Origin of the sequence: Klebsiella sp. NPDC088457, assembly GCF_044900465.1 — a bacterium.
Lineage (GTDB): Bacteria > Pseudomonadota > Gammaproteobacteria > Enterobacterales > Enterobacteriaceae > Klebsiella.
Map to the genome: position 1 here is coordinate 16,225 of NZ_JBJDNH010000055.1, position 14,978 is coordinate 31,202.

Annotated in this window: 18 protein-coding genes; 11 read left to right on the forward strand and 7 right to left on the reverse strand. The window is 56.8% G+C overall.

Annotation, left to right across the window (positions count from 1 at the left end):
• Positions 1-60: 60 nt before the first annotated feature.
• From waaA to coaD, 3 genes are read left to right on the forward strand one after another with little or no spacing between them, the layout of a single operon-like run.
• On the forward strand, positions 61-1,335 hold the full coding sequence (waaA, locus tag ACI2JR_RS24690; protein ID WP_132729288.1) for a lipid IV(A) 3-deoxy-D-manno-octulosonic acid transferase: 1,275 nt from the start codon (positions 61-63) through the stop codon (positions 1,333-1,335).
• Positions 1,335-2,111, forward strand: a complete 777-nt coding sequence (locus tag ACI2JR_RS24695) for a glycosyltransferase family 2 protein (RefSeq protein ID WP_132729287.1) — start codon at positions 1,335-1,337, stop codon at positions 2,109-2,111. Before waaA ends, ACI2JR_RS24695 begins: the two co-directional genes overlap by 1 nt.
• Positions 2,108-2,584: a pantetheine-phosphate adenylyltransferase gene (gene coaD / locus ACI2JR_RS24700; protein WP_100682896.1), complete on the forward strand. Its 477-nt coding sequence runs from the start codon at positions 2,108-2,110 to the stop codon at positions 2,582-2,584. Before ACI2JR_RS24695 ends, coaD begins: the two co-directional genes overlap by 4 nt.
• Before the next feature lie 44 nt (positions 2,585-2,628).
• Here coaD and mutM read toward each other — a convergent pair whose 3' ends face one another.
• The 4 genes from mutM to radC all read right to left on the reverse strand — a co-directional run bounded on the left by mutM (position 2,629) and on the right by radC (position 5,014).
• A complete protein-coding gene (gene mutM / locus ACI2JR_RS24705) occupies positions 2,629-3,438 on the reverse strand; it encodes a bifunctional DNA-formamidopyrimidine glycosylase/DNA-(apurinic or apyrimidinic site) lyase (RefSeq protein ID WP_462479697.1) in 810 nt (269 codons plus the stop codon).
• A 145-nt stretch (positions 3,439-3,583) separates the two neighbouring features.
• Positions 3,584-3,751 carry a 50S ribosomal protein L33 gene (gene rpmG / locus ACI2JR_RS24710; RefSeq protein ID WP_003024094.1) on the reverse strand — a complete coding sequence of 56 codons (168 nt, stop codon included), beginning with the start codon at positions 3,749-3,751 and terminating at the stop codon, positions 3,584-3,586.
• 22 nt (positions 3,752-3,773) lie between these two features.
• The gene (gene rpmB / locus ACI2JR_RS24715) at positions 3,774-4,010 is read right to left on the reverse strand and encodes a 50S ribosomal protein L28 (protein ID WP_002436699.1); all 237 of its coding nucleotides are present in this window, start codon (positions 4,008-4,010) and stop codon (positions 3,774-3,776) included.
• A 338-nt stretch (positions 4,011-4,348) separates the two neighbouring features.
• Positions 4,349-5,014 (reverse strand): RadC family protein, encoded by a 666-nt coding sequence (radC, locus tag ACI2JR_RS24720; RefSeq protein WP_132729285.1) that lies wholly within the window; start codon positions 5,012-5,014, stop codon positions 4,349-4,351.
• A gap of 174 nt (positions 5,015-5,188) precedes the next feature.
• On the opposite strand from radC, the gene coaBC reads away from it, so the two are divergent.
• The 3 genes from coaBC to slmA all read left to right on the forward strand — a co-directional run bounded on the left by coaBC (position 5,189) and on the right by slmA (position 7,558).
• Complete coding sequence (coaBC, locus tag ACI2JR_RS24725) at positions 5,189-6,400, forward strand: bifunctional phosphopantothenoylcysteine decarboxylase/phosphopantothenate--cysteine ligase CoaBC (RefSeq protein WP_462479701.1); 1,212 nt, start codon at positions 5,189-5,191, stop codon at positions 6,398-6,400.
• Positions 6,378-6,836: a dUTP diphosphatase gene (gene dut, locus ACI2JR_RS24730; protein WP_004868951.1), complete on the forward strand. Its 459-nt coding sequence runs from the start codon at positions 6,378-6,380 to the stop codon at positions 6,834-6,836. The genes coaBC and dut overlap by 23 nt, the downstream gene beginning before the upstream one ends.
• Before the next feature lie 125 nt (positions 6,837-6,961).
• Positions 6,962-7,558: a nucleoid occlusion factor SlmA gene (slmA, locus tag ACI2JR_RS24735; RefSeq protein WP_132729283.1), complete on the forward strand. Its 597-nt coding sequence runs from the start codon at positions 6,962-6,964 to the stop codon at positions 7,556-7,558.
• Between the two features lie 45 nt (positions 7,559-7,603).
• Here slmA and pyrE read toward each other — a convergent pair whose 3' ends face one another.
• Both pyrE and rph read right to left on the reverse strand, forming a co-directional pair.
• On the reverse strand, positions 7,604-8,245 hold the full coding sequence (gene pyrE, locus ACI2JR_RS24740) for an orotate phosphoribosyltransferase (RefSeq protein ID WP_462479698.1): 642 nt from the start codon (positions 8,243-8,245) through the stop codon (positions 7,604-7,606).
• A gap of 148 nt (positions 8,246-8,393) precedes the next feature.
• Positions 8,394-9,110 carry a ribonuclease PH gene (gene rph, locus ACI2JR_RS24745; RefSeq protein WP_032690259.1) on the reverse strand — a complete coding sequence of 239 codons (717 nt, stop codon included), beginning with the start codon at positions 9,108-9,110 and terminating at the stop codon, positions 8,394-8,396.
• Between the two features lie 248 nt (positions 9,111-9,358).
• Between rph and ACI2JR_RS24750 the strand changes: the two genes are divergently transcribed.
• Positions 9,359-10,222, forward strand: coding sequence for a YicC/YloC family endoribonuclease (locus ACI2JR_RS24750; protein WP_132729281.1), 864 nt, complete (start codon positions 9,359-9,361; stop codon positions 10,220-10,222).
• Between the two features lie 206 nt (positions 10,223-10,428).
• Positions 10,429-11,046 (forward strand): trimeric intracellular cation channel family protein, encoded by a 618-nt coding sequence (locus ACI2JR_RS24755; RefSeq protein ID WP_132729280.1) that lies wholly within the window; start codon positions 10,429-10,431, stop codon positions 11,044-11,046.
• Positions 11,047-11,051: 5 nt separating this feature from the next.
• On the opposite strand, the gene ligB is transcribed toward ACI2JR_RS24755, so the two are convergent.
• Positions 11,052-12,728 (reverse strand): NAD-dependent DNA ligase LigB, encoded by a 1,677-nt coding sequence (ligB, locus tag ACI2JR_RS24760; protein WP_462479699.1) that lies wholly within the window; start codon positions 12,726-12,728, stop codon positions 11,052-11,054.
• A 256-nt stretch (positions 12,729-12,984) separates the two neighbouring features.
• Between ligB and gmk the strand changes: the two genes are divergently transcribed.
• The 3 genes from gmk to ACI2JR_RS24775 all read left to right on the forward strand — a co-directional run.
• A complete protein-coding gene (gmk, locus tag ACI2JR_RS24765) occupies positions 12,985-13,608 on the forward strand; it encodes a guanylate kinase (RefSeq protein ID WP_132729479.1) in 624 nt (207 codons plus the stop codon).
• Positions 13,609-13,662: 54 nt separating this feature from the next.
• Positions 13,663-13,938, forward strand: a complete 276-nt coding sequence (rpoZ, locus tag ACI2JR_RS24770) for a DNA-directed RNA polymerase subunit omega (protein ID WP_004868966.1) — start codon at positions 13,663-13,665, stop codon at positions 13,936-13,938.
• 18 nt (positions 13,939-13,956) lie between these two features.
• On the forward strand, positions 13,957-14,978 hold a 1,022-nt coding region (locus ACI2JR_RS24775), incomplete at its 3' end, for a RelA/SpoT family protein (protein WP_462479700.1).

A 14,978-nucleotide genomic window follows, 5' to 3' on the forward strand; every position in this document is an offset into this window, starting at 1 on the left:
AGCTTTACGCGGGCTAAATGCTTAGAATTTGCCCGCTAAAACATAAAACGGATAAATCGCTTGGAATTGCTTTATACCACCCTACTCTATCTAATTCAGCCGCTGGTATGGCTGCGACTGCTGCTGCGCAGCCGTAAAGCCCCCGCCTACCGCAAACGCTGGGCTGAACGTTATGGCTTCTGTCAGAACAAGGTAGCGCCGGATGGCATTTTGCTGCATTCCGTTTCCGTGGGTGAGACGCTTGCAGCCATCCCGCTGGTGCGCGCGCTGCGCCACCGTTATCCTTATCTGCCGATCACCGTCACCACCATGACGCCGACGGGGTCTGAACGCGCCATGTCCGCCTTCGGCAAAGATGTCCACCATGTTTACCTGCCTTACGATCTACCCTGCGCGATGAACCGTTTCCTTAATACCGTCCAGCCGAAGCTGGTTATCGTGATGGAAACCGAGCTGTGGCCCAATATGGTCGCCGCCCTGCACAAACGCAAAATCCCGCTGGTTATCGCCAACGCCCGTCTGTCGGAGCGTTCGGCGAAGGGCTACGCCAAACTGGGTAAATTTATGCGCCGGCTGCTGAGCCGCATCACGCTGATTGCGGCGCAGAATGAAGAAGACGGTAACCGCTTTATTTCCCTCGGACTGAAACGCAACCAGCTGGCGGTGACCGGCAGCCTCAAGTTTGATATTTCCGTCACGCCGGAGCTGGCCGCCCGCGCCATTACCCTACGTCGCCAGTGGGCTCCGCACCGCCAGGTCTGGATTGCCACCAGCACCCACGACGGCGAAGAGCAAATTATCCTGCAGGCGCACAGAAAGCTGCTGGATACCTTCCCGGATCTGCTGTTGATTCTGGTCCCTCGCCACCCTGAACGCTTCGCCGATGCGCGGGAAATGGTGCAGAAAGCGGGGATGAGCTTCACGCTGCGCAGCACCGGTGAAATCCCGTCGAACAGCACCCAGGTGGTGATCGGCGATACCATGGGCGAGCTGATGCTGCTGTACGGCATTGCCGACCTGGCCTTCGTCGGCGGCAGCCTGGTTGAACGAGGCGGCCACAACCCGCTGGAGCCGGCGGCGCACGCCATTCCGGTACTGATGGGGCCACACACGTTTAACTTCAAAGATATCTGCGCCAAACTGCAGCAGGACGACGGTCTGATTACGGTCACCGACGTCGATTCGCTGGTGACCCAGGTCTCCAACCTGCTGACCGATGAAGACTATCGGCTATGGTATGGCCGTCACGCGGTTGAAGTCCTGCACCAAAACCAGGGCGCCCTCTCGCGTCTGCTACAGTTACTGCAACCCTATCTGCCGCAGCGGAGCCACTAATGTCGACCCGACTGTCCGTCGTGATGATCGCCAAAAACGCGGCGGATCTGCTTGCAGATTGCGTGGCCTCCGTCGAGTGGGCGGATGAGATAGTCCTGCTGGACTCCGGCAGCAGCGACCACACCGTTGAACTGGCGCGTAGTCTTGGCGTCCAGGTCTATATCAACACCGACTGGCAAGGCTATGGCATTCAACGCCAGCGCGCCCAGGACTATGCGACCGGTGACTATGTGTTGATGATTGATACCGACGAGCGCGTAACGCCGGAGCTGGCCCACTCTCTTCGCCGCGTGCTGGCCGCGCCAAAAAGCGGCGCAATCTACAGCATCGCCCGCCGAAACTATTTCCTCGGCCGCTTTATGCGCCATAGCGGCTGGTATCCCGATCGCGTCCTGCGTTTGTACGAACGCCGCCGTTTCCGCTATAACCATAATCTGGTACATGAGTCGCTCGACGCGAAAGGGGCGCCGGTTATCGAACTGTCAGGCGATTTACTGCACCTGACCTGTCGCGACTTCGCCGCCTTCCAGCAAAAGCAGCTGGCCTATGCCGCCGCCTGGGCGCAGGAGCGTCATCAGAAGGGAAAAAAAACCTCTCTGGCGAGCATTTTCGGCCATACGCTGGGGGCATTTGTGAAAACGCTGCTGCTGCGCGGCGGCGTACTGGATGGAAAACAGGGCTGGCTACTCGCGGTAGTCAACGCGCAGTATACGTTTAATAAATACACCGGGCTGTGGGCGCTGAGCCGCGGCTACTCAGAGAAAGTGTCATTATGAGCACAAAAGCGATCTATCCCGGCACCTTCGATCCGATTACCAACGGGCATATCGATATCGTCACCCGTGCCGCCAGCATGTTTGACAAGGTGCTGCTGGCGATTGCCGCCAGCCCGAGCAAGAAACCGATGTTCACCCTCGACGAGCGCATCGCGCTGGCGGAGCAGGCAACGGCGCATCTGGTTAACGTTGAGGTGATCGGCTTCAGCGACCTGATGGCGAATTTTGCCCGCGCCCAGCAGGCGAATATTTTGATTCGCGGCTTACGCGCGGTGGCGGACTTCGAATATGAGATGCAGCTGGCGCATATGAATCGCCACCTGATGCCGACCCTGGAAAGCGTATTCCTGATGCCGTGCAAAGAGTGGTCGTTTATCTCTTCTTCGCTGGTGAAAGAGGTGGCGCGCCACCAGGGGGACGTCTCGCACTTCCTGCCCGCCAATGTCCACCAGGCGCTGCTGAAGAAGCTGTAGCCCCCGGACGGGCCGTTGACCGCGCCGCCGGGGTTTTCACGCGCTTACTTCTGACACTGGCGGCAATAAAATGTCGCCCGCTGCGCATGCTTACTGGCAACGATCGGCGTTCCGCACACGCGACAGGACTCGCCTTTGCGTCCATAGACCTGCAGCTCCTGAGCAAAATAGCCCGGCTTACCGTCGCTTTGCAGGAAATCCTTCAACGTTGTTCCGCCCTGCTCAATCGAGCGTAGCAGCACCGCTTTAATCACCGTGACCAGCCGTCGACACTCTTCAGGTGATAACGACGACGCCAGTCGATCGGGATGGATCCCGGCCGCAAACAGCGACTCGCTGGCATAGATATTCCCGACGCCTACCACCAGCTTGTTATCCATCAGCCACGGCTTAATCGCCGTTTTCTTTTTTGCACAGCGGTGCTGGAGATACTCCGCGTTAAAATCATCGCTCAGCGGCTCTGGCCCAAGATGCGCCAGCGCAGGGTGCCCTGCCAGCTCTTTAGTCCATAGCCAGGCGCCAAAGCGACGCGGGTCGGTGTAACGCAGCACGTTGCCGTTGCTCATCACCAGGTCAACGTGGTCATGCTTCTCCGCAGGTATCTCGTCTATCAGGATCCGCAGACTCCCGGACATTCCCAGATGGATAATAATCCAGCCGCCCGGCAGTTCCAGAAGCAGATATTTGGCACGCCGCTGGACGCTAAGCACCGGAACGTCACTCAGGCGATAGATTTCTTCACTGACCGGCCAGCGCAGACGCCCGTTACGAATAACAGCGTGCAGAATGGTCGCCCCCACCAGATGCGGTTCAATACCGCGACGACTGGTTTCTACCTCAGGTAATTCAGGCATTCGTTTTCCTCCGTTAACCCAGAGTATTGTGATTCAGCGACAGGCGGTAGGGAAGCACTTTCCCGGCGGGTATATCCGGACTTTTTCGCCAGACAAAAACAAAAAACCCCGCCGGAGCGGGGTTTTCTTTACAAGAAGACTAAAATTATTTGATTTTAGCTTCTTTGTATAAAACGTGCTGACGGACAACTGGATCGAATTTTTTCAGTTCCAGTTTTTCCGGCTTAGTACGTTTGTTCTTCGTGGTGGTGTAGAAGTGACCTGTACCAGCAGAAGAAACCAGCTTGATCTTCTCACGAATACCTTTAGCCATGATTTATTTCCTCTTTAAGTACTTAGTACTTTTCGCCACGGGCACGCAGTTCGGACAGAACTGTATCGATGCCTTTCTTATCAATTACACGCATACCTTTTGCAGATACACGCAGGGTGACAAAACGCTTCTCGCTCTCAACCCAGAAACGGTGAGAGTGCAGGTTCGGCAGGAAACGGCGTTTAGTCGCGTTCAGTGCGTGGGAACGGTTGTTACCGGTCACCGGACGCTTGCCAGTAACTTGGCAGACTCGGGACATGTCTATTCTCCAAAAATCAAATTAGCTCGAGCTTCGTATGGGGTATCGGCGCCTCGTCAGGCTTTACAGCCCGGTCATCGCAGTTCTACACCTCATCCTTCAAGCTGCCTCTGTGTTGGCTGCGCTCGCTCACCCAGGTCACGTATTATGTACGTTCCCAGGGATTCACTCTCTTGCCGCCTTGATGCAACGTGAATGATTGGGTGTCTAAGTGAACTCTCGATTGCCAGGCCCAAATGCCAAACCCGAGATTCTCAAAGGTGGCGTAGTATACGCTGACTCGGCGATGTGCTCAAGTCCCGAACAGACAAAGATCCCGCTGGATCGCGTGATCGGGGCTAAATCCAGCCGCGTTCGGCAAAAGATACGTACGCACCGCGGCCGATTACAAGATGATCGAGCACTCGTATCTCCATGAAACCACAACACTTTATCACTCTTTCGGTCATCAACCTGTCAGCCTTACTCGGCTCAGGACAACCGGATGGATGATTATGCGCAAGGATCACCGCAGCGGCGTTCACTTTGATGGCTTCGCGTACAATTTCTCGCGGATGCACCTCTACGTGGCTAAGAGTACCAGAAAAAAGCCGGCTATGTTTCAATACCCGGTTCTGATTATCTAAAAAGATCACGATAAAGATCTCCCGCTCTTCATCCGCGAGCTGGCTTTGTAAAAACTCCCGCGTCATCAACGGCGTCACCAGAGAGGGCTCTTCGACCAGCCGCAGGCTAAAATAACGCCGCGCCAGCTCAGCGATCCCCTTCAGCTGGGCATATTTCGCCAGGCCAATCCCGTCAACCTCATCGAACTGCGCTTTATCCGCCGAGAGCAGACCATACAGCGAGCCAAAACGTTGTAACAGGTCATGCGAAAAAGTCATCACGTCTTTCTGCCGCGTTCCGGTTCGGAGAAACAGCGCCAGCAGTTCAACATCCGTCAGAACTTCAATGCCGTAGAGCTGCATTTTTTCCCTTGGCATCAGGGATTCCAGTGCATCCATAACCGCGCCTCCTTTCCACTACGGCCTATCCTGGCATAGCCTGCCGGCGCTGCCGACGTCCGTGTTTTATCCTTGCGTAGCACCTCGCAAAGTGAATTCCTGGCAGCCACGCGACGACGCCGGGATTGTGGTAAGATGCGCGGATTCTGGTGTACTGCGACAGGAAAAATCATGATGAGTCTGGCTGGTAAAAAGATCGTTCTGGGCGTGAGCGGCGGCATTGCTGCCTACAAAACGCCGGAACTGGTGCGCCGCCTGCGTGACCGCGGCGCGGATGTCCGCGTCGCCATGACGGAAGCCGCCAAAGCCTTCATTACGCCGCTGAGCCTGCAGGCGGTGTCCGGTTATCCGGTATCCGATAGTCTGCTCGACCCGGCGGCTGAGGCCGCGATGGGCCACATTGAGCTGGGTAAATGGGCGGACCTGGTTATCCTGGCCCCGGCAACCGCCGACCTGATCGCCCGCGTCGCGGTCGGCATGGCCAACGACCTGGTCTCCACTATCTGCCTTGCAACCCCCTCTCCGGTAGCCGTCGTTCCCGCGATGAATCAGCAGATGTACCGCGCCGCCGCCACGCAGCATAACCTTGAGGTCCTGGCCGCGCGCGGCTTGCTGCTCTGGGGTCCGGACAGCGGCAGCCAGGCCTGTGGCGATATCGGACCGGGCCGTATGCTGGACCCGCTGACGATTGTCGATCTGGCGGCCGCGCATTTTTCGCCTGTCAAAGATTTGCAACATCTCAACATCATGATTACCGCGGGCCCGACCCGGGAGCCGCTGGATCCGGTGCGCTATATCACCAACCACAGTTCCGGTAAAATGGGCTTCGCGATTGCCGCCGCCGCCGCGAGCCGTGGGGCGAACGTGACGTTGGTGAGCGGCCCGGTCTCTTTACCGACGCCGCCGCTGGTACAGCGAGTCGATGTCACCACCGCGCTGGAAATGGAAGCCTCAGTCCAGAAAGGCGCGCAACAGCAGCATATTTTTATTGGCTGTGCCGCCGTCGCCGACTATCGCGCCGTCACCATTGCTGAGGAAAAGATCAAAAAGCAAGGTGATGAATTAACAATAAAAATGGTCAAAAACCCGGATGTTGTTGCCGGGGTGGCGGCCCTCGCGGTCAATCGACCTTTTGTCGTTGGGTTTGCCGCCGAAACGAATAATGTGGAAGAATACGCGAGGCAAAAACGCGCTCGCAAAAATCTCGACCTGATTTGCGCTAACGACGTTTCGCAGCCTGATCAAGGATTTAACAGCGACAGCAACGCATTACACCTTTTCTGGCAGGATGGAGATAAGCGCTTACCACTCGAGCGCAAGGAACTCCTGGGCCAATTATTACTCGACGAGATCGTTACCCGTTATGATGAAAAAAATCGACGTTAAGATTCTGGACCCGCGTGTCGGTCAGCAATTCCCGCTACCGACCTATGCCACCTCCGGTTCCGCCGGACTTGACCTGCGAGCCTGTCTCGACGACGCCGTAGAGCTGGCGCCGGGAGCAACGACGCTGTTGCCAACCGGTCTGGCTATTCATATCGCCGATCCGTCTCTGGCGGCGGTGATTCTTCCGCGCTCCGGGCTGGGCCATAAGCACGGCGTGGTGCTGGGCAACCTGGTCGGGCTGATCGACTCCGACTATCAGGGACAGCTGATGGTTTCCGTGTGGAACCGCGGTCAGCAGAGCTTTACGATTGAACCCGGCGAGCGTATCGCTCAAATGGTATTTGTACCCGTCGTCCAGGCGGAATTTAACCTGGTGGAAGATTTTGACGCCACCGAACGTGGCGAAGGTGGCTTTGGTCACTCAGGGCGCGCATAAGCCCGACCACACAAAACCCGCATCTCAAAGTGCAATAATGCAATAACATCACCGCAAACGACCGTTTGCGGTCACTTTGTGGATGCCTGCCTGACAAGTGCTTATTTTCAGGGGTATTTTAAAACATGGCAGAAAAACAAACTGCGAAAAGGAATCGTCGCGAAGAAATACTTCAGTCTCTGGCCCTGATGCTTGAATCCAGCGATGGTAGTCAACGCATTACCACGGCGAAACTGGCGGCGTCCGTCGGCGTGTCTGAAGCGGCGCTGTACCGTCATTTTCCCAGCAAAACCCGCATGTTTGATAGCCTGATCGAGTTTATCGAAGACAGTCTGATTACGCGCATCAATTTGATTTTAAAAGATGAAAAAGACACTTCAGCGCGCCTGCGTCTGATTGTGCTGCTGATTCTGGGCTTTGGTGAGCGTAATCCTGGGCTGACGCGCATTCTGACCGGCCATGCGCTGATGTTCGAACAGGACCGTCTACAGGGGCGGATTAACCAGCTGTTTGAACGTATCGAGGTACAGCTGCGTCAGGTCATGCGTGAGAAAAAAATGCGTGAAGGGGAAGGCTACACCATCGATGAGTCGCTGCTGGCCAGCCAGCTGTTGGCCTTCTGCGAAGGCATGTTGTCGCGCTTTGTACGCAGTGAGTTTAAATATCGTCCGACGGATGATTTTGACGCTCGCTGGCCGCTGGTCGCCGCGCAGCTGCAATAACGCATTGAAAGCCCGGAAGGTACGATACCTCCGGGCTTTTTTGATTTATACGCCAAACTCTTCCCGGTAGGCGCGTACCGTCGCCAGATGGTCAGCCATCTCCGGCTTCTCTTCCAGATAGGTAATCAGATCTTTCAGGGTTACGATGGAGATCACCTTGCAACCATAATCGCGCTCAACTTCCTGAATCGCGGAGATCTCACCCCGGCCGCGTTCCTGACGGTCCAGCGAGATCAGCACCCCGGCCAGTTCGGCGCCGTGCGCCTGGATGATTTCCATCGATTCGCGAATCGCGGTGCCTGCGGTAATCACATCATCGACCAGCATCACGCGGCCCTGCAGAGCGCTACCCACCAGGTTACCGCCTTCACCATGGGTTTTGGCTTCTTTGCGGTTAAAGCAGTACGGCAAATCCCAGTCGTGGTGTTCAGCCAGCGCGACCGCCGTGGTGGTGGCGATGGGAATCCCTTTATAGGCCGGGCCGAACAGCAGATCGAAATCAATCCCGGAGTCGACCAGCGCCTCGGCGTAGAAACGACCTAACAGTGCCAGATCGCGCCCGGTGTTAAACAGGCCGGCGTTGAAGAAATAGGGGCTCTTGCGCCCGGATTTCAGCGTAAATTCGCCAAACTTAAGCACCTGCTTGTTAAGCGCAAACTCAATAAACTGGCGCTGATACGGTTTCATGGATTCGCTCCTCATCTTACTTTTCATCATTTAGGTTTACGCCAACTCATTCACACCGCCTCGGCCAGGCGGCTTGCGACTCTGGCATATCAGACGGTATGAGGAATAAAACGTAAAAAAAAGGGCGACTCTTCAGTCGCCCTTAAAATTAATTCTCTAACGCCGCTTTCTGCGTCGCGACAATGGATTCGATACCCCCTCGGGCCAGCGCCAGCAGGGTGAGGAGTTCTTCATGGGTAAACGGCTCGCCTTCCGCCGTGCCCTGCACCTCAATGATGCGACCATCTTCGGTCATCACTACGTTCATATCGGTTTCCGCTGCCGAGTCTTCGACATATTCCAGATCGCAAAGCGCTTCGCCATTGACAATACCGACAGAAACCGCAGCCACCATCCCTTTCATCGGGTTGGTTTTCAGTTTACCCGCCGCCACCAGCTTATTTAGCGCATCGGCCAGCGCCACGCAGGCGCCGGTGATCGATGCGGTACGGGTGCCACCGTCTGCCTGCAGAACGTCGCAATCAAGGGTAATCGTGAATTCGCCAAGCGCTTTCAGGTCTACCGCGGCGCGCAGCGCGCGTGCGATCAGACGCTGGATTTCCATGGTACGGCCGCCCTGCTTGCCTTTCGCGGCTTCACGCGCGTTACGGGTATGCGTCGCACGCGGCAGCATGCCATATTCTGCGGTGATCCACCCCTGCCCCTGGCCTTTCAGGAAGCGCGGCACGCCTTCGTCGATCGACGCGGTGCACAGCACTTTGGTGTCACCAAATTCGACCAGCACGGAACCTTCTGCGTGTATTGTATAGTTACGGGTCAGGGTGACGGGACGCACCTGATTAGCGCTACGACCTGCTGGACGCATAATGATCTCTCCGGCTTGAAACGAATGTGGCGCGCATTATACACAAAATCATTCTGGATGCATCGCGATGACAAGCCGCAAATCCAGGGATGTATCAATAGCCCGGCGACCGGAGTATGAGGGTGCCGCCAACAAAAAAGCGACCTGCAGGATAGTGAGTATAAACGGATAATGCGCGCTTATTCCTATCCTGATAGGGCCCTGAAAGCTATAATCCACCCCACTCTCCTTTAAAAACAGGAACGTCTATGATCCGCAGTATGACCGCCTATGCCCGGCGTGAAATCAAGGGTGAATGGGGCAGCGCCGCGTGGGAACTGCGCTCGGTAAACCAACGATATCTGGAAACGTATTTCCGTCTGCCGGAGCAGTTCCGTAGCCTGGAGCCCGTAGTGCGTGAGCGTATTCGTTCACGTCTGACCCGCGGTAAAGTCGAATGTACCTTACGTTTTGAACAGGATCCCAGCTCCCAGGGCGAACTGATTCTCAACGAAAACCTCGCCAGACAGCTGGTCAATGCCGCCAACTGGGTCAAAATGCAAAGCGACGAAGGCGAAATCAACCCGGTTGATATCCTGCGCTGGCCCGGCGTCATGGCGGCTCAGGAACAGGATCTCGATGCGATTGCCGCCGATATTCTCTCCGCCCTGAACGGCGCGCTGGATGACTTTATCGTGGCCCGTGAGACCGAAGGCCAGGCGCTGAAAGCGCTTATCGAACAGCGTCTGGACGGCGTTACTGCCGAAGTCGCTAAGGTCCGCGCCCACATGCCGGAAATCCTGCAGTGGCAGCGCGACCGCCTGGTTTCCAGGCTGGAAGATGCGGAAGTACAGCTGGAAAACAATCGTCTTGAGCAAGAACTGGTGCTGATGGCACAGCGTATCGACGTTGCCGAAGAGCTGGATCGCCTGGAAGCGCACGTAAAAGAGACCTGGAACATCCTCAAGAAGAAAGAGGCCGTCGGCCGTCGCCTCGACTTTATGATGCAGGAGTTTAATCGCGAGTCGAACACGCTGGCGTCAAAATCGATCAATGCGGAAGTAACCAATTCCGCCATCGAGCTGAAAGTGCTGATCGAGCAGATGCGTGAACAGATCCAGAATATCGAGTAAAATTCCTTCGCTGGCTCCTCCCTGGGAGCCAGCATTACTTTTTCTTATCCATTTTTGTTGCGCCTTACGCAGCCTTCCCCAGCACAACTAGCCAAATAGCACATCACGCATTAGTTTATCCTGGGAAAAAGCATTCGCCTTAGAAAATCTCAATCGTGATCTTCCGCACAAATCGCTAATCTTCCCGCCATCGTTCTGGGGGATCTATGCTGCTACATATTCTTTATTTAATCGGTATTACCGCGGAAGCCATGACCGGCGCTCTGGCCGCCGGGCGCCGCCGTATGGACACCTTTGGCGTCATCATCATCGCCACCGCCACCGCGCTGGGCGGCGGCTCGGTGCGGGATATACTGCTGGGGCACTACCCGCTGGGATGGGTAAAGAACCCGGAATACGTCATTATTGTCGCCGTCGCCGCGGTATTGACCACCATTGCCGCTCCGGTCATGCCCCACCTGCGCCGCCTGTTTCTGATGCTGGATGCCCTGGGCCTGGTGGTGTTCTCAATTATCGGCGCGCAAATCGCGCTGGATATGGGAGAAGGACCGGTGATCGCCTCCATTGCCGCGGTGGTAACCGGCGTATTCGGCGGCGTGCTGCGCGATATGTTCTGCAAGCGCATTCCGCTGGTCTTCCAGAAAGAGCTGTATGCCGGCATCTCTTTTGCCGCCGCCATCCTCTATATCGCCCTGCAGCATTATGTCAGCAGCCACGATGTGGTCGTCATCTCAACTCTGCTATTTGGCTTCACCGCCCGTATGCTGGCGCTGCGTTGGAAGCTGGGGCTGCCCGTTTTCCACTACAAGCATAACGCCCACTGAGCCTGTCAAAACCCGGGGATACGTTGCCCGCTGAGCCATTGCGCCAGCGCGGCAACATCCGGGTGCTGAAGAAAGGCCACCAGCTGGCGCGCCCTCTGCGTACCCACGCCCGGCAGACGCCGCCACTGTTCCTCACTGCGTGCCTGCAGCCGCTGCCAGCTTTCCCCCGTCAGCGCCGTCAGCGCCGGCTGAGGGAGCGGAACTCCGAGCGCCTGTATCCAGCGCAGAAAAGGCTGCTGGCGAGCGAGGTTAAACTGATGCCAGAGCCGTTGCCCGCGCCCGGCCGAAATCCCCGGAATCGCCTGCAGCTGCTGAGGCGTTAACGCCAGCCAGGCAAAAAGATGCGCCATCGGGCGGGCGTGGTGTATGGTGCGCCACAACGACTCGCCAACGCCATCAAGATTCAGGATCGGCTTTGCCGACAGCCAGACCAGCCGCGAGAGAAACTGCTCAGCGCATTCAGGCGTCGCAAAATAGCAGGTTAAAGGGGTAAAACGGGACGCTGGCGACCGGGGTTTATTACGTTGCGCCGTCCGCCACACGACGCCATCGACACGCGGAATCCCCTGGCCCGCCAGGCTAATTTGCAGCTGGTCGCCGAGGCCAATATCCAGACGCTGCCAGCGGGAAACCGACCCGATACTCACCCGCCTCACCCGTTTGTCGTCGATGTACTGGGGTTCCAGCTGCGCCACGACGGCAATGTTACCGCTGCGCCCGACGCGAAAGTGAATGCCGCGCACTTCCATAACCCGTGACGCCGGCGGATATTTCCATGCCGCCAGCCACTCTCCCTGCCCCGGCGACCAGAATCGCCCGGCAGGCTCCTGACCGCGACGCACCACCACGCCGTCGGTCACGAAAGGCAGGGCTGAGGTCAACCAACGCGCGCGCCACTGCGCAACCTGTTCTACGTTAGCCACCGGCTGCGAGAAATTCTCCCCAGGGAGAAATCCCCCTTTCTGCAGCAGGGCCAGGCGCCGGCGCATCTCCTGCGGGCCGTCTGGCCACGCCCAGATAAAGATACCCAGCTCAGCAAGCCGCGCGGGTGTCTCCAGGCGCATCAGCGTGCCGGCGACTTTCGACCGCGCATTCATTCCCCCCATCCGCTTCTGCACATGCCCGGGGCGTTGCAGAAAAATTTCGCCCTGCAGTACGCTGTTCGCCAGCTCGCCTTCCGTCACCGCGGGAACCGCAGGGATCTGGCGCACCTTTGCCGTCCACTCTTCCCCGGTATGCCCGTCCCCTCTGCTGATGGCCTGCGCCAGCCGTCCGTCACGGTAAACCAGGGTCACGGCCACTCCGTCGACCTTCGGCTGCACCCAAAGATCCGTTTTATCGCGCATCCAGCGCGCGACGGCGGCCCTATCTTCCAGTTTACGTACGCCGGTGTGGGCAACCGGATGCCTGGCCTCTCCGGCCGGCGGCGGCAAATCGTCGTCAGGGGTCGGTTCGATCGCAAAGCAGCGCTGCCACTGCGTTAATCGTCCGGCTAGCTGGTCATACACTTCATCGCTGACGTCGCTACTTCCCTGTCGCCAGTAGGCATTTTTCCAGTCCGTCATCTGCTGGCTCAGCCGCCCCATTTCCCGGGCGGCCTGCGCCGGCGGCCATTCAGGGCAGGCCGCCTGCCCGTATCCTGCCGCTATCCCCACGCCAATTCCCCAGATCCATTTCTGCATGATGCCGCCTCCTGTTTTGCCGACAGCCATTCTGTGATCAAAGAGTTGGTGCGACGACAGGCAATTGATCACGCTGCGAGCGGCCTTCCAGGCTTTGTACGCAAGCGCGGCAAGACCCGGCGAAATCAGGGAAACGGCAGGTAAAATGAAAGAAACAGAAGCAAAAAGTGTGACAGGGACTGCGTCACGGCGCGGCGCCGTGTATAATAGGCTCGTATGTAGTATCTCTTTCGACAATCACATACAAAAGACTCTCATGGCTCAAGGCACGCTTTATATTGTTTCCGCCCCGAGTGGCGCGGGTAAATCCAGCCTGATTCAGGCTTTATTGAAAACCCAACCGCTGTACGACACCCAGGTCTCTGTTTCACATACCACGCGCGCGCCGCGTCCGGGTGAAGTGCACGGTGAACATTATTTCTTTGTGGATCACGACGATTTCAGAGCGATGATTAGCAAAGACGCCTTTCTTGAGCACGCAGAAGTTTTTGGCAACTATTACGGCACCGCGCGCGAAACCATCGAGCAGGTACTGGCAACCGGCGTCGATGTGTTCCTTGATATCGACTGGCAGGGCGCTCAGCAAATCCGTCAAAAAATGCCGGGCGCGCGCAGCATCTTTATTCTGCCGCCGTCCAAAGATGAGCTTGACCGTCGCCTGCGTGGCCGCGGCCAGGACAGCGAAGAGGTGATCGCAAAACGTATGGCGCAGGCTGTTGCAGAAATGAGCCATTACGCGGAGTATGATTACCTGATTGTGAATGATGATTTTGATACCGCGCTGAGCGATCTGAAAAACATTATTCGCGCCGAACGTCTGCGCATGAGCCGCCAAAAGCAGCGACATGGCGCTTTAATCACCAAACTGTTGGCAGACTGAACCCACATTCAGTATCATGCCCAGTCATTTCTTCACCTGTGGAGCATTTTAAGTATGGCACGCGTAACTGTTCAGGACGCTGTAGAGAAAATTGGTAACCGTTTTGACCTGGTACTGGTCGCCGCGCGTCGCGCTCGTCAGATGCAGGTAGGCGGAAAAGATCCGCTGGTACCGGAAGAAAACGATAAAACAACCGTTATCGCACTGCGCGAAATCGAAGAAGGTCTGATCAACAACCAGATCCTCGACGTCCGCGATCGTCAGGAACAGCAAGAGCAGGAAGCCGCTGAATTACAGGCCGTTACCGCTATTGCTGAAGGTCGTCGTTAATAACGCAGCGGGTTGCCCTTGTATCTGTTTGAAAGCCTGAATCAGCTGATTCAAAATTACCTGCCGGAAGAGCAAATCAAGCGTCTTCGGCAGGCATATCTCGTTGCACGTGACGCTCACGAGGGCCAGGCACGTTCAAGCGGCGAACCCTATATCACGCATCCGGTGGCGGTTGCCTGCATTCTGGCCGAGATGAAGCTCGACTATGAAACGCTCATGGCTGCGCTGTTGCACGACGTGATTGAAGATACCCCCGCCACCTACCAGGACATGGAGCAGCTCTTTGGCAAAAGCGTTGCCGAGCTGGTAGAGGGGGTGTCAAAACTTGATAAGCTCAAGTTCCGCGATAAGAAAGAGGCGCAGGCCGAAAACTTCCGCAAAATGATTATGGCGATGGTGCAGGATATCCGCGTCATCCTCATTAAACTTGCCGACCGCACGCACAACATGCGCACGCTGGGCTCGCTACGCCCGGACAAGCGCCGCCGCATCGCCCGCGAAACGCTGGAGATTTACAGCCCGCTGGCCCACCGTTTAGGTATCCACCACATCAAAACCGAGCTGGAAGAGCTGGGTTTTGAGGCGCTGTATCCCAACCGTTATCGCGTCATCAAAGAAGTGGTGAAAGCGGCGCGCGGCAACCGTAAAGAGATGATTCAAAAGATCCTCTCCGAAATTGAAGGGCGTTTACAGGAAGCGGGAATCCCCTGTCGCGTCAGCGGTCGCGAGAAGCATTTGTACTCCATCTACTGCAAGATGGTGCTGAAAGAGCAGCGTTTTCACTCGATTATGGACATCTACGCGTTCCGCGTAATTGTCCATGATGCCGATACATGCTATCGCGTGCTTGGCCAGATGCACAGCCTCTACAAGCCGCGCCCTGGCCGGATGAAAGATTACATCGCCATTCCGAAAGCGAACGGCTATCAATCTTTGCACACCTCGATGATCGGCCCGCACGGCGTCCCGGTTGAGGTACAGATTCGTACCGAAGACATGGACCAGATGGCGGAAATGGGGGTTGCGGCGCACTGGGCTTA

Bases quoted from the DNA above. Each gene is read 5' to 3' on its own strand.
- ACI2JR_RS24695 (WP_132729287.1), top strand. From the start codon at position 1,335: ATGTCGACCCGACTGTCCGTCGTGATGATCGCCAAAAACGCGGCGGAT.
- coaD (WP_100682896.1), top strand. From the start codon at position 2,108: ATGAGCACAAAAGCGATCTATCCCGGCACCTTCGATCCGATTACCAAC.
- mutM (WP_462479697.1), bottom strand. From the start codon at position 3,438: ATGCCTGAATTACCTGAGGTAGAAACCAGTCGTCGCGGTATTGAACCG.
- rpmG (WP_003024094.1), bottom strand. From the start codon at position 3,751: ATGGCTAAAGGTATTCGTGAGAAGATCAAGCTGGTTTCTTCTGCTGGT.
- rpmB (WP_002436699.1), bottom strand. From the start codon at position 4,010: ATGTCCCGAGTCTGCCAAGTTACTGGCAAGCGTCCGGTGACCGGTAAC.
- radC (WP_132729285.1), bottom strand. From the start codon at position 5,014: ATGGATGCACTGGAATCCCTGATGCCAAGGGAAAAAATGCAGCTCTAC.
- coaBC (WP_462479701.1), top strand. From the start codon at position 5,189: ATGAGTCTGGCTGGTAAAAAGATCGTTCTGGGCGTGAGCGGCGGCATT.
- dut (WP_004868951.1), top strand. From the start codon at position 6,378: ATGATGAAAAAAATCGACGTTAAGATTCTGGACCCGCGTGTCGGTCAG.
- slmA (WP_132729283.1), top strand. From the start codon at position 6,962: ATGGCAGAAAAACAAACTGCGAAAAGGAATCGTCGCGAAGAAATACTT.
- pyrE (WP_462479698.1), bottom strand. From the start codon at position 8,245: ATGAAACCGTATCAGCGCCAGTTTATTGAGTTTGCGCTTAACAAGCAG.
- rph (WP_032690259.1), bottom strand. From the start codon at position 9,110: ATGCGTCCAGCAGGTCGTAGCGCTAATCAGGTGCGTCCCGTCACCCTG.
- ACI2JR_RS24750 (WP_132729281.1), top strand. From the start codon at position 9,359: ATGATCCGCAGTATGACCGCCTATGCCCGGCGTGAAATCAAGGGTGAA.
- ACI2JR_RS24755 (WP_132729280.1), top strand. From the start codon at position 10,429: ATGCTGCTACATATTCTTTATTTAATCGGTATTACCGCGGAAGCCATG.
- ligB (WP_462479699.1), bottom strand. From the start codon at position 12,728: ATGCAGAAATGGATCTGGGGAATTGGCGTGGGGATAGCGGCAGGATAC.
- gmk (WP_132729479.1), top strand. From the start codon at position 12,985: ATGGCTCAAGGCACGCTTTATATTGTTTCCGCCCCGAGTGGCGCGGGT.
- rpoZ (WP_004868966.1), top strand. From the start codon at position 13,663: ATGGCACGCGTAACTGTTCAGGACGCTGTAGAGAAAATTGGTAACCGT.